We start from the raw sequence: 12,738 nt of genomic DNA on the forward strand, positions 1-12,738 counted from the left end.
GGCAGGGCGGCTGCGGGTGCCCTTCGTGGGTACCCGCAGCCGACTGCTTTCCGGGGCACGGCTGGAGCAGAGCAATGACGCAAATGATCTCCCCACCAGCGCAAAGGCGTTCTAGGCTCTTTCGTACCGCCGAGTCGCGCGTTGCGGGGACGGGCACCGCACACGCACCGGAGCACCAGCGGTACTTGAGCAGCGTCCCCGACCGAGGGCGCCGCCGGGCAAGGAGGGCCGCATGACCGTACGGCGAGTAATGGGCATCGAGACGGAGTATGGAATCTCCGTCCCCGGCCACCCCAACGCCAATGCCATGCTCACCTCGTCCCAGATCGTCAACGCGTACGCGGCGGCGATGCACCGGGCGCGCCGCGCCCGCTGGGACTTCGAGGAGGAGAACCCGCTGCGGGACGCGCGAGGCTTCGACCTCGCCCGCGAGGCCGCCGACGCCAGCCAGCTCACCGACGAGGACATCGGCCTCGCCAATGTCATCCTCACCAACGGCGCGCGACTGTACGTCGACCACGCACACCCCGAGTACAGCGCGCCGGAAGTCACCAACCCGCGGGACGCCGTCCTGTGGGACAAGGCCGGCGAGCGCATCATGGCAGAGGCCGCGGAGCGCGCGGCCCAGCTCCCCGGCGCCCAGCCGATCCACCTCTACAAGAACAACACCGACAACAAGGGCGCCTCGTACGGCACGCACGAGAACTACCTGATGAAGCGGGAGACCCCCTTCTCGGACATCGTGCGCCACCTCACGCCGTTCTTCGTCTCACGCCAGGTCGTCACCGGAGCGGGCCGCGTCGGTATCGGTCAGGACGGGCACGAGCACGGCTTCCAGCTCAGCCAGCGCGCCGACTACTTCGAGGTCGAGGTCGGCCTCGAGACCACCCTCAAGCGCCCCATCATCAACACGCGTGACGAGCCGCACGCGGACGCCGAGAAGTACCGCCGCCTGCACGTGATCATCGGCGACGCCAACCTCTCCGAGATCTCGACCTACCTGAAGCTGGGCACCACGGCCCTGGTCCTCTCCATGATCGAGGACGGCTTCATCGCTGTCGACCTGGCGGTCGACCAGCCCGTACGCACGCTGCACCAGGTCTCGCACGACCCCACTCTGAAGCGGCTCGTCACGCTCCGCAGCGGACGCACACTGACCGCCGTACAACTTCAGATGGAGTACTTCGAGCTGTCGCGCAAGTACGTGGAGGAACGGTTCGGAGCCGACGCCGACGAGCAGACCAAGGACGTCCTCATCCGCTGGGAGGACACCCTGAACCGCCTGGAGAACGACCCGATGAGCCTCTCCGGAGAGCTCGACTGGGTCGCCAAGCGGGAGCTCATGGAGGGCTACCGGCGCCGTGACAGCCTCGACTGGGACGCCGCCCGGCTGCACCTGGTCGACCTCCAGTACGCCGACGTACGCGCCGAGAAGGGCCTCTACAACCGCCTCGCGGCGCGCGGCAAGATGAAGCGGCTGCTGGACGAGGCCGAAGTCGAGCGGGCCCGCACCAAGCCGCCGGAGGACACGCGCGCGTACTTCCGCGGACGCTGCCTGGAGCAGTACGCGGACGACGTCGCGGCGGCCTCCTGGGACTCGGTGATCTTCGACCTGCCCGGCCGGGACTCGCTCCAGCGCGTCCCAACCCTGGAGCCGCTTCGCGGAACGCGTAATCACGTCAAGGAGCTCCTCGACCGGTGTCGCACGGCGGAAGACCTGGTCAGGGTCCTGTCGGGCAACTGAACGGCCCCAGGAGCCCACAGGGCCGATCGGGGTGGAAAGAGGCGGCGTCCGGGAATCATCGAGGTGGCTCCCGGACGTTGTAGCAACAGCGGGGCCGATGTCGGACCCTGCTTGTAGGGTCTGATCAAGAACGTCGAACCGAGCGGGGTGAACGTTTATGGCGACCAAGGACACCGGCGGCGGACAGCAGAAGGCGACGCGTTCCACCGAGGAGGTCGAGGAGCAGGCGCAGGACGCACAGGCTTCTGAGGACCTCAAGGAGCGCCAGGAGAAGTTGAGCGACGACGTGGACTCAGTGCTGGACGAGATTGACGATGTCCTCGAGGAAAATGCCGAGGACTTCGTGCGAAGTTTCGTTCAGAAGGGTGGTCAGTAGGGGCTCTGTGGGTCGTTTGGCCTTCGAATTGAAGGTTGAGTATGGGGGCGTGAGTGTCAGGAGAGCTGGGCGCGAAGCGCTGCTCGCGGTGCAAGGAAGCCAAACCGCGGGCGGCGTTCGCGAGCAATAAGGCGGCCCGTGATGGGCTGCAGGCCTATTGTCGGGAATGCTGGGCGGAGTATCACCAGGCTCGGCAGCTATCCAAGGGTAGGAATGTCCGGCCGAGGGTGAAGGTGCCCGAAGGTCACAAGTTCTGCCGAGCATGCGGGGAGATCAAGCCCCATGGCGAGTGGCATCGCAACGCGACGGCCTCCGACGGCCTCTCGACGAGCTGTAAGGCATGCCGGGCAGCCAAGGGACGCGCAGGCCACCTGAAGCGCCACTACGGCATGACCGAAGTCGAACGCGACGAGATGATCGCCTCTCAAATGGGGCTCTGCGTGATCTGCCTGAAAGCTCCGGCCGTCCATGTGGATCACTGCCACGAGACGGGTAGGGTCCGTGGCGTACTGTGCTTCAACTGCAATTCGGCCATCGGCAAGTTGGGAGATGATCCCGACGCTGTTCGTCGGGCTGCCGCCTACTTGGAAGGACCCTCGTGGAAGCCAACACTCGTAGCACCGGGCGTCTACCGGCTGCCTTCCTGACGCCTGGGTCGTCGTCCTTCATGGACTTCCTGTCCGAGCACCAGCCGGAGATGCTCCCGGGCAAGCGGCAGCTGCCGCCCGTCCAGGGTGTGATCGAGGCACCGCACGGCACGACCATCGTGGCCGTCACGTTCCCCGGTGGAGTCGTGCTCGCCGGTGACCGGCGGGCCACCATGGGCAATGTCATCGCACAGCGCGACATCGAGAAGGTCTTCCCGGCCGACGAGTACTCGGCGGTGGGCATCGCCGGTACGGCGGGTCTGGCCGTCGAGATGGTGAAACTGTTCCAGCTGGAGCTGGAGCACTTCGAGAAGGTGGAGGGCGCCACGCTCTCCCTGGAGGGCAAGGCGAACCGCCTCTCCACGATGATCCGTTCCAACCTGGGCATGGCCATGCAGGGCCTCGCCGTGGTTCCCCTCTTCGCGGGCTATGACGTGGATCGCGAGAAGGGCCGCATCTTCTCCTACGACGTCACCGGTGGCCGCTCCGAGGAGCACGGCTTCGCCGCCACCGGCTCCGGCTCGCTCTTCGCGCGCGGATCCATGAAGAAGCTCTACGGCAAGGATCTGACCGAGGAGCAGGCCACGACCCTCGTCATCCAGGCGTTGTACGACGCGGCCGACGACGACTCGGCGACAGGCGGCCCCGACGTCGCCCGTCGGATCTACCCGATCGTCACCGTGATCACCGAAGAGGGATTCCGCAAGCTCACGGACGAGGAGTCCTCCGAGATCGCCCGCGCGATCCTGGAGCGGCGCCTGGAGCAGCCCGACGGTCCGCGCGCCGCGCTGCTCTGACTCCGCCCTCTTATCAAGGTGGCCCAGTGACTTCGACAGAAAGGGACGGATAACCGGTGTCGACGCCGTTCTATGTCTCACCCCAGCAGGCCATGGCCGACCGGGCGGAGTACGCCCGCAAGGGCATCGCCCGCGGTCGCAGCCTGGTTGTGCTGCAGTATGCCGATGGCATCGTGTTCGTCGGCGAGAACCCGTCCCGTGCGCTGCACAAGTTCAGCGAGATCTATGACCGGATCGGGTTCGCGGCCGCCGGCAAGTACAACGAGTACGAGAATCTGCGCATCGGTGGTGTGCGTTATGCCGATCTGCGGGGTTACACCTACGACCGTGACGATGTGACCGCTCGCGGTCTTGCGAATGTCTATGCGCAGACGCTGGGCACGATCTTCTCCAGTGCGGCCGAGAAGCCGTACGAGGTGGAGCTCGTGGTCGCCGAGGTGGGGGAGACCCCCGAGGGTGACCAGATCTACCGGCTGCCGCATGACGGGTCGATCGTGGACGAGCACGGGTCGGTCGCGGTCGGTGGTAATGCTGAGCAGATCAGCACCTATCTGGATCAGCGCCATGAGGACGGTATGTCGCTCGCGGAGGCGCTGCGGCTGGCCGTGCAGTCTCTGTCGCGGGAGCCGAACGGTGGTGAGCGGGAGATTCCCGCCGAGCGCCTGGAGGTTGCGGTTCTGGACCGTACGCGTCCGCAGCAGCGCAAGTTCAAGCGCATTGTCGGCCGCCAGTTGGCTCGGCTTCTGGAGGTGGGTGGCGCGTCTACCGCCACGGAGGCCGAGGATCCCGACGACGAGGAGTGACCTCGTCTCATCCTGACCATCGTGCGCCCTGGCCCTGTATCGGCCGGGGCGCGCGGCGTTTTTGGGCGCCTGTTGCTGGGTGGTGGGTCGCCTGTCGCCGGGGGCGCCTGCGGGTCGGAGGTGGGTCGCCTGTCGCCGGGGGGTGGTTCGGGGCCGCGCCGGTACATCCGCCCGTATCGGAACGGATCGGCTGTGGGTCAGAAGGGTGCTGTCTTCTTTGATCCGTTCGGCTGCGGGCATTTGATGTACCGGCACGGCCCCTTCCGTGGTCTGGCGGCTGCGGGGGCGTGAGTGGCTTGGGCGTCAGCGCCGGAACGCGGCCCCTTCCGTGCGTCGGCGGGTGCGGGTGTGCCGTGGTTCATCAGGGGCGTGGTGGGGCCGTGGAGCCGCGTACGACCAGTTCGACCGGGATGTTGCCCTCGGGGGGTGTGCGGCCGTCCAGGACGGCGAGGAGGGCTTCCATGCCGCGTTCGCCGAATCGTTCGGCGTCCAGGCGGACTGTGGTCAGTTCGGGGTCGATGGCTCGGGCCAGGGCCAGGTCGTCCAGGCCGGTGATGGAGATGTCCTCGGGGATGCGGAGGCCCAGGCGGCGGGCTGCCTTGTAGGCGCCCGCTGCGAGTTTGTCGTCGTCGCAGACCAGGGCGGTGGGGCGGGGGCCTGGGGCGGAGAGGGCGGCTGCCGCGGCGGCCAGGGCGTCGTCGATGGTGATCGGGGCGCGGGTGGTGCGGAGGTGTGTGCCGGGGACTTCGGCGAGGCGGGTGGAGAGTTCTTGGGCCCGTACCTCGAAGGTCCAGGAGGCGATGTCGGCCGCCAGGTGCAGGAAGCGGCGGTGTCCCAGGGTGAGCAGGTGTTCTGCGACCTGTCGTACGCCGTCTCTGATGTCGAGGTTGACGGTGGCGGCGCCCAGGCTGCCCTCGGGGTCGCTGTCGAGCATGACCAGGGGGAGCTGGTCGCCGCGGATGGCCGTGAGGGCGTCGGCGGCCATCGAGGAGGCGATCACGCCGTCCAGGGCGGCGCGTGCGGAGCCGAAGGGGTCGCGGGCGGGGCCGATGCCCTCGGGGGAGGGGTAGAGGACGACTCCGAAGCCGTGTTCGGAGGCCACCCGGGCGGCGCCCGTGTAGACGCCTGCGAAGAACTCGGTGGTGAGTGCGGGGACGACCAGGAGGACGGTGCGGGTGCGGCCGAGGCGGAGGTTGCGGGCGGCGAGGTTCGGGCGGTAGCCGAGCTCCTGGGCGGCTTGCCTGACCCGTTCCGCTGTCGTCGCGGAGACCCGGCCGCGCCACTTGTCGCCGAGGACCAGGGAGACGGCGGCCTGGGAGACCCCGGCGGCCTGGGCGACGTCCCGGCTCGTGGGGCGCGTGCTACCTCGTGCCACCGTGGACCTGCTCCTTCGTCTGGACTCGCGGACAGCGCACATGGTACGTATGAGAAGGGGCGTTATACGTAAAACTTGAGCTCACCGGGTCGGCTGGGGTGCTTCTGAGGGAAGGCGGGACATGGCTGCGGGATACCTGGAGATCCTGAGGGCGAGGCATGCCGCTCGACTGCTCACCGGCACGCTCGTAGGGCGGCTGCCGAACGCCACCGCCGCCATCGCCGTCGTGCTCTTCATTCGCGCGGAGGGCGGCACGTACAGCCTGGCGGGCGCGCTGGCCGCCGTGTACGGGGTGGCCAACGCGGTGGGGCAGCCGCTGCTCGGGCGGCTCGTGGACCTCTACGGGCAGCCGCGCGTGCAGCTGCCCGCCGCGCTGGTTTCGGCACTGGGGATGAGTGTCTTCGCGTTCGCGGGCACGGACCGGCTGTCGCTCGCGTATGCCGCCATGGCGATCGCCGGACTCTTCACGCCCCCTCTGGAGGGCGGCCTGCGTGCGCTGTGGCCCTCCGTCCTCCGTAAGGAGGACCAGGTGCACACCGCGTACGCGATGGACGCGGTGGCGCAGGAAGTCATGTTCACCGTCGGGCCCTTGCTCGTGACGCTCTGCGTGTCGCTGTGGTCCGCCCGGGCCGCGCTTGTCGTCCTGAGCGTCATCGGTGTCCTGGGTGCCCTCTCCGTGGTCGTCTCGCCGCCCTCGCGCGCGTGGCGTTCGGCGCCGCGGGAGGCGCACTGGCTCGGCGCGCTGCGCTCGCCCGGACTCCTCGCTCTGCTGGGCGCGTTCCTGTTCGTCGGGATCGCGCTCGGCTCGATCACGGTCGCAGCGGTGTCGTACGCCGACGGTCATGGCGGGGACGCGGTGTACGGCTGGCTGATGGCGGGCATCGGTCTCGGCGCGCTCGTCGGCGGCGCCGTGTACGGCGCGCGGCAGTGGAGTGGTGCGCCGGAGCGGCGACTGCGGGTGCTGGTGGCGCTTCTGGCGGTGTGTTACCTGCCGCTCACGCTGATGCCGGGCGCGGTCGCCATGACGGCGCTCACGGCGCTCGCCGGACTGTTCCTGGCGCCCTGTATCGCCTGCGCGTTCGTCCTCGTCGACCGCCACGCGCCGCGCGGCACGGTCACCGAGGCGTTCTCCTGGCTTGTGACGACGTTCACCGTGGGCGCGTCGGTCGGAACGGGCCTCGCGGGCCCGGTCGTCGAGTGGGGCGGGGCGGTGTGGGGCTTCGCCGTACCGGGCGCCGCGGGGGCCGCCGCGCTGGTGGTTCTGCTGGCTACGGGGCGGGTCCTCGCAGCTACCGGGGACCGCGCGGTAGTTGCGGTCTCATCGGAAAATGATCCAAACCGTGCCGTCGAACCCCGTTTCAGCTCGGGGGATCGGGCGTAATGTTCAGTCATGGACCGCCGCATTTTCGGGCTGGAGAACGAGTACGGCGTCACGTGTACGTTCAGGGGACAGCGACGCCTGTCTCCCGACGAGGTGGCGCGGTACCTCTTCCGCCGTGTCGTGTCATGGGGCCGCAGCAGTAATGTCTTTCTGCGGAACGGTGCCCGCCTCTATCTCGACGTGGGATCACATCCGGAATACGCGACACCCGAATGTGACAACGTGACGGAACTCGTCACCCACGACAAGGCCGGCGAGCGCATTCTCGAAGGACTCCTGGTGGACGCCGAACGACGCCTGCACGAGGAAGGAATCGCGGGCGACGTCTACCTGTTCAAGAACAACACCGACTCGGCGGGCAACTCCTACGGGTGCCACGAGAACTATCTGGTGGCCCGGCACGGGGAGTTCTCCCGGCTCGCGGACATTCTCATTCCCTTCCTGGTCACCCGGCAGCTGCTGTGTGGTGCGGGCAAGGTGCTGCAGACTCCGCGCGGAGCCGTGTACTGCGTCAGCCAGCGTGCCGAGCACATCTGGGAGGGCGTCAGCTCGGCGACGACCCGCTCCCGGCCCATCATCAACACGCGTGACGAACCGCACGCGGACGCCGAGCGCTACCGCCGGCTGCACGTCATCGTCGGCGACTCGAACATGTCCGAGACGACCATGCTCCTGAAGGTCGGTGCCACCGACCTCGTGCTGCGCATGATCGAGGCGGGCACGGTGATGCGCGATCTGACCCTGGAGAACCCGATCCGGGCGATCCGCGAGGTCAGCCACGACATCACGGGCCGGCGCAAGGTGCGTCTGGCCAGTGGCCGCGAGGCCTCCGCGCTCGAAGTGCAGCGCGAGTACTACGAGAAGGCCGTGGACTTCTGCGAGCGCCGCGGCATCCGCACCGGCACGGTCGAGCAGGTCCTCGAACTGTGGGGCCGGGTACTCGACTCGATCGAGTCCGAGGACCTCGACCGGATCGGTACCGAAATCGACTGGGTCATGAAGTACCAGCTCATCGAGCGATACCGGGCCAAGCACAACATGACGATGTCGCACCCGCGAGTCGCGCAGATAGACCTCGCCTACCACGACATCCACCGTCGCCGGGGCTTGTACTACCTGCTGGAGAGGAAGGGACAAGCCGCCCGGATCTGCAACGACTTGAAGATCTTCGAGGGCAAGTCCGTGCCGCCGCAGACCACTAGGGCGCGGCTGCGCGGCGACTTCATCCGGCGAGCTCAGGAACAGCGCCGTGATTTCACCGTCGACTGGGTGCATCTCAAGCTCAACGACCAGGCACAGCGCACCGTGTTGTGCAAGGACCCGTTCCGCTCCGTCGACGACCGGGTGGAGAAGCTGATCGCGGGTATGTGAGCGGGGCGTTCCGGAGGTGTCCCCCACTCTCGACTTCGCTCGAGCCGGAGGGGACCCATCGGAACGCAACGCGGGGCGCCGTACGTTTTCCGTACGGCGCCCTTCTCACGTCGTAGAGTTGCGCGCACGCCATCAACCAAGATCGACCGATACGAGGCTCCCACCGTGCGCCGACGCTCACTCCTTCTCGCCGTACCCGCTGGACTGGTCACGCTCGCCGGATGCGGTGACGACGGCAAGTCGGTCAAGTCCAGCAGCAGCCCGTCGCCCTCGCCCTCGGCCTCCGCTTCGGCGGTTCCGCCGCCGAAGATCGTCGACGGACCGCTGCCGGCCATCACCGCGGGGACGAAGTTCGACGAGAAGCCGACCGTCGCCAAGGGCAGTGGCGATCCGTCGAAGGACCTGGCGGTCAAGACGGTCATCGCGGGAGGCGGCCAGGCGGTCGCGGAGAACGACTTCATTCAGGTGAACTACCTGGGCCAGATCTGGTCGTCGGCGAAGGTCTTCGACAACTCCTACGACCGTAAGACACCCCTGGTGATCCAGCTCGCGCAGGGCGGCATCATCGACGGCTGGCGCTACGGTCTCGCGGGCAAGAAGGTCGGCAGCCGGGTCCTGATGGCCGTGCCGCCGACCTGGGGCTACGGCACGTCGGGCAACGCGCAGGCGGGTATCAAGGGCACCGACACCCTGGTGTTCGTCATCGACATCGAGAACACCTTCAACGCGAAGAGTTCGGTCAAGGGCGAGGCGGTCGCGCAGGACGACGCCGCGCTGCCGAAGGTCGGGACCAACACCGACGGCAAGGCGCCCTCCATCGAGGTACCGAAGTCCGCCGCTCCCACGAAGCTCGTGTCGAACTACATCCTGGAGGGCGACGGCGACGCGGTCACGGCGGACGCGACCGTCCTCGTGCAGTTCAAGGGTGTGGTCTGGGACAGCGGCGAGGAGTTCGAGTCCACGTACACCCAGGGGCAGCTGGCCCAGTTCTCCATGACGCAGATGCAGACGGTCGTCAAGGGCTTGGCGCAGGGGCTGACGGGCAAGAAGGTCGGCAGCCGCGTCCTCGTCGTCGCACCGCCGAGCCTCGCCTACGGTGACAAACCGCCGAGCGGCGGCAAGATCAAGAAGGGCTCCACCCTCGTCTTCTCGGTCGACATCCTGGCGAAGATGTAACCCCGTCGGGGATGTGAGACTGTCGGTGTTGCTTTAAGGCCTTTACGCGAACAAGCAGGAGCTAGAGACGTGAGCATCGAGAAGCCCGAGATCGACTTCCCGGGCGGCGAGCCCCCGGCGGACCTCGAGATCAAGGACATCTGGGAGGGCGACGGCCCGGTCGCCAAGGCCGGCGACTTCGTCAAGGTCCACTACGTGGGCGTGGCCTTCTCCACCGGCGAGGAGTTCGACGCCTCCTGGAACCGCGGCACCCCGCTGGAGTTCCAGCTCGGTGTCGGCCAGGTCATCAGCGGCTGGGACCAGGGCGTGCAGGGCATGAAGGTCGGCGGCCGTCGCCAGCTGGTCATCCCGGCGCACCTCGCGTACGGCGACCGTGGCGCCGGCGGCCGTATCGCCCCCGGCGAGACGCTGATCTTCGTCTGCGACCTAGTCGCGGTCTGAGTCATCGCCGAGACCGGTTCCGTCCGATCCTCATGAAGGTCGGGTCGTGGTCCGCTCTTCGTACGCCGTGTGATCGGGGCCTGATCGGACCCGATCACCTGGGGCCCATGCCTGTCCGGGCATGGGCCCTCGGCTTTTGCCACGACACCCCGGAGCGGTACGGTCATCGGTCGGAAGCACCATAGGGAAGGGCGTCGATGGCCATTGCCAAGGCCGAGCGGCTGATGAACCTCGCGCTGTGTCTGCTCGGGACACGGCGGCCGCTCAGCAAGCGCGAGCTGCGCGATTCCATCGAGGCATACGTCGAGGCCTTCAGGCTGGGTAAAAGTGCAGCCGGGTCGGACGACTCCTTCAACAGGATGTTCGAGCGGGACAAGGACGATCTGCGGGAGCTCGGGCTGGTCATCGAGACGGTGGAGAACCTCGACGGTGAGGTCGGCTATCTCGCCCGCCGCGACAGCAACCGACTGCCGCCCATCACGCTCGACGCCGAGGAGGCCGCCGCACTGGGCCTTGCCGCCAAGGTCTGGCAGCAGGCCCGCCTGGCCGGTGCCGCGAGCGGCGCCCTGCAGAAGCTGCGCGCCGCGGGTCTGCCCGAGGACGTGGACCCGTACGAGGCCCATGGCGCCCTGGAGCCGCACATCCCCGTCCACGAGGCGGCCTTCGAGCCGCTGATGCTCGCCTGCCGCGACCGCCGCCCGGTGATCTTCGACTACCGCAAGGCCACCGCGGCGCGCCCCGAGACCCGGCACGTCGAGCCGTGGGCCCTGGAGTGCTGGCGCGGCCACTGGTACCTGGCGGGCTGGGACCGCGACCGCGGCGCCGAGCGGGTCTTCCGGCTCTCGCGGATCACCGGCAAGGTCCGCGCCCGCGCCGGGCGGTACACGGCCGAGGTGCCCGATGTCGTCACCGTGCGCGAGACCGTCGCGGGCTGGGCGGGGGAGATCACCGACCGCTCCGCGCGGATCCGGCTGCGCACCGGCTCGGGCTACCCGTTGCGGGCCAAGGCCGTCTCCGTACGGGAACTGGGCGACGGCTGGGACGAGTTGGAGATTCCGTACGGGCACGGCCTGGACGCCTGGCTCGTGGAGTTCGGGCCCGACGTGGTGGTTCTGGAGCCCGCCGAGCTGCGGGCCGAGGTCGTGGACCGGCTGCGCGCCGTGGCCAAGGGCTGAGGGGGAACGTAAGGAAATGGCAGGAAAACCGGCCAGGCCCACGAACGCGATCGACCAGACCCGGCGGATGCTCTCGCTGGTGACGTATCTGCGCGAGCGCCCCGGCGCGCGCGTCGGTGACGTCGCACGGGCCTTCGGGATCACCGAGGACGAGCTGATCTCCGACCTCGACGTGCTGCCGCTGTGCGGGACCAGCTTCCGGGGCGGTGATCTGCTCGACATCGACACCGACGGCGACCGGATCTGGTGGCACAACCCGGCCGCCTTGGCGGCAGAAGCGGCGGAGCCGCTGCGTATCGCCGCCGACGAGGCGACCGCGCTGCTGGTGGCCGCCCGCGCGGTGTCCACGCTGCCCGGTCTGCGCGAGGGCGACCGGCAGGCGTTGCTGCGGGCCACCGCCAAGGTGGAGGCCGCCTCGGGCGAGGCGGCGGGTGCCAGCTCCCGGCTCTCGGTGACCTTCGAATCCGAGGGCGGGGTCTTCGCGGACGTCGACCGGGCGATCTCCGAACGGCGCCGGCTGTGGATCCGCTACTACTCGCCCTCCCGGGACGAGCTCACCGAGCGCGAGATCGACCCGATCCGCCTCGTCAGCGTCGGACACACGTACGTCGAGGCCTGGTGCCGCCGCTCCGAGGCTCGCCGCACCTTCCGGCTCGACCGGGTCGCCGAGATCCGCATCCTCGACGAGCCGTCCGCGCCGCCCGAGGTCGAGCTGCGGGACCTCTCCGAGGGGCTCGTGCAGCCCGCGGCCGAGGATCCCGAGGTGGTCGTCGAGGTCGGTCCGGGCGGGCGCTGGGTCGCCGAGTACTACCCGCACGACAGCGCGGATGAGCTGCCCGACGGCGGGCTGCGTATCACCTTGCGGACCCCCGACCCCGCGTCGCTGCGGCGGCTGGCCCTGCGCCTGGGCCGCGACGGCCGGATCGTGTCGCCGCAGGACCTCGCGGACAGCGCCCGCCGGGCGGCCCGCGAAGCGCTCGCGGCCTACGACGGGCTCGAGGGAGTTCAGGACGGGCCGTACGACAGGCAGGAGCAGGGGCTTTGACCACGTCGTCGATGTCTGGTGCCACGGAGCAGGCAGGTGTGTCGGAGCGGGCCGGTGTGTCGGAGCAGGCAGGTGTGTCGGAGAGGGGCGGTGCGTCGGACAGGGCGGCCGGTACCTCGTCGGGCGGGCCGGAGGTGTCGGTCGTGACCGCGTTCGCCGGGATGAGGCGGGTGGTCGACGTGATGTTCAAGGCCGCCTGCCCCGACTGCCGGGCCGGTTTCGAGCTCAGGGCGAGCGCCCTGCGCCTGGCCATCGGCGCCACGAGCCGCACCACCTTCTACTCCTTCACCTGCCCCGAGTGCGGCGTCGCGGTCCGCAAGCCCGCGGGGGAGCGCATCATCGAGCTGCTCACCGGGGGCGGGGTGCGGACCCTGCGCCTGCACTCGACGGTCTAGACCGTCTAGGGT

At 68.8% G+C, this 12,738-nt stretch carries 13 protein-coding genes; 12 read left to right on the forward strand and 1 reads right to left on the reverse strand.

Annotated elements, in window-relative coordinates; translation table 11 throughout:
* Positions 1-232 precede the first annotated feature (232 nt).
* From dop to prcA, 5 genes are all read left to right on the forward strand, one after another.
* Positions 233-1,744, forward strand: a complete 1,512-nt coding sequence (gene dop / locus ACZ4WS_RS09395; RefSeq protein WP_467978719.1) for a depupylase/deamidase Dop — start codon at positions 233-235, stop codon at positions 1,742-1,744.
* Between the two features lie 157 nt (positions 1,745-1,901).
* Positions 1,902-2,120, forward strand: coding sequence for a ubiquitin-like protein Pup (locus ACZ4WS_RS09400; protein ID WP_016325855.1), 219 nt, complete (start codon positions 1,902-1,904; stop codon positions 2,118-2,120).
* A gap of 53 nt (positions 2,121-2,173) precedes the next feature.
* Positions 2,174-2,767 carry an endonuclease VII domain-containing protein gene (locus tag ACZ4WS_RS09405; protein ID WP_467978721.1) on the forward strand — a complete coding sequence of 198 codons (594 nt, stop codon included), beginning with the start codon at positions 2,174-2,176 and terminating at the stop codon, positions 2,765-2,767.
* A complete protein-coding gene (gene prcB / locus ACZ4WS_RS09410) occupies positions 2,719-3,564 on the forward strand; it encodes a proteasome subunit beta (protein WP_467978723.1) in 846 nt (281 codons plus the stop codon). Before ACZ4WS_RS09405 ends, prcB begins: the two co-directional genes overlap by 49 nt.
* 56 nt (positions 3,565-3,620) lie before the next feature.
* On the forward strand, positions 3,621-4,367 hold the full coding sequence (gene prcA / locus ACZ4WS_RS09415) for a proteasome subunit alpha (protein ID WP_467978725.1): 747 nt from the start codon (positions 3,621-3,623) through the stop codon (positions 4,365-4,367).
* A 361-nt stretch (positions 4,368-4,728) separates the two neighbouring features.
* On the opposite strand, the gene ACZ4WS_RS09420 is transcribed toward prcA, so the two are convergent.
* On the reverse strand, positions 4,729-5,742 hold the full coding sequence (locus ACZ4WS_RS09420; protein ID WP_467978726.1) for a LacI family DNA-binding transcriptional regulator: 1,014 nt from the start codon (positions 5,740-5,742) through the stop codon (positions 4,729-4,731).
* A gap of 121 nt (positions 5,743-5,863) precedes the next feature.
* On the opposite strand from ACZ4WS_RS09420, the gene ACZ4WS_RS09425 reads away from it, so the two are divergent.
* The 7 genes from ACZ4WS_RS09425 (at position 5,864) to ACZ4WS_RS09455 (ending at position 12,726) form a co-directional block, all read left to right on the forward strand.
* Positions 5,864-7,123 (forward strand): MFS transporter, encoded by a 1,260-nt coding sequence (locus tag ACZ4WS_RS09425; RefSeq protein WP_467978728.1) that lies wholly within the window; start codon positions 5,864-5,866, stop codon positions 7,121-7,123.
* Positions 7,124-7,132: 9 nt separating this feature from the next.
* Positions 7,133-8,494: a Pup--protein ligase gene (gene pafA, locus ACZ4WS_RS09430; RefSeq protein WP_365485508.1), complete on the forward strand. Its 1,362-nt coding sequence runs from the start codon at positions 7,133-7,135 to the stop codon at positions 8,492-8,494.
* Positions 8,495-8,659: 165 nt separating this feature from the next.
* Entirely contained in the window at positions 8,660-9,670 is a 1,011-nt protein-coding gene (locus ACZ4WS_RS09435; protein ID WP_467978730.1) for an FKBP-type peptidyl-prolyl cis-trans isomerase, read from the forward strand.
* Positions 9,671-9,739: 69 nt separating this feature from the next.
* Complete coding sequence (locus ACZ4WS_RS09440) at positions 9,740-10,111, forward strand: FKBP-type peptidyl-prolyl cis-trans isomerase (RefSeq protein ID WP_467978732.1); 372 nt, start codon at positions 9,740-9,742, stop codon at positions 10,109-10,111.
* 197 nt (positions 10,112-10,308) lie between these two features.
* On the forward strand, positions 10,309-11,286 hold the full coding sequence (locus tag ACZ4WS_RS09445) for a helix-turn-helix transcriptional regulator (protein ID WP_467978733.1): 978 nt from the start codon (positions 10,309-10,311) through the stop codon (positions 11,284-11,286).
* 16 nt (positions 11,287-11,302) lie between these two features.
* Complete coding sequence (locus ACZ4WS_RS09450) at positions 11,303-12,331, forward strand: helix-turn-helix transcriptional regulator (RefSeq protein WP_467978735.1); 1,029 nt, start codon at positions 11,303-11,305, stop codon at positions 12,329-12,331.
* Positions 12,332-12,387: 56 nt separating this feature from the next.
* On the forward strand, positions 12,388-12,726 hold the full coding sequence (locus tag ACZ4WS_RS09455) for a hypothetical protein (protein ID WP_467979256.1): 339 nt from the start codon (positions 12,388-12,390) through the stop codon (positions 12,724-12,726).
* Positions 12,727-12,738 lie beyond the last annotated feature (12 nt).

The organism is Streptomyces sp. NPDC029292, from assembly GCF_055569295.1.

Excerpts from the sequence above, each read along its gene's own strand:
- dop (WP_467978719.1), top strand. The coding sequence starts at position 233 with ATGACCGTACGGCGAGTAATGGGCATCGAGACGGAGTATGGAATCTCC.
- ACZ4WS_RS09400 (WP_016325855.1), top strand. The coding sequence starts at position 1,902 with ATGGCGACCAAGGACACCGGCGGCGGACAGCAGAAGGCGACGCGTTCC.
- ACZ4WS_RS09425 (WP_467978728.1), top strand. The coding sequence starts at position 5,864 with ATGGCTGCGGGATACCTGGAGATCCTGAGGGCGAGGCATGCCGCTCGA.
- pafA (WP_365485508.1), top strand. The coding sequence starts at position 7,133 with ATGGACCGCCGCATTTTCGGGCTGGAGAACGAGTACGGCGTCACGTGT.
- ACZ4WS_RS09445 (WP_467978733.1), top strand. The coding sequence starts at position 10,309 with ATGGCCATTGCCAAGGCCGAGCGGCTGATGAACCTCGCGCTGTGTCTG.
- ACZ4WS_RS09450 (WP_467978735.1), top strand. The coding sequence starts at position 11,303 with ATGGCAGGAAAACCGGCCAGGCCCACGAACGCGATCGACCAGACCCGG.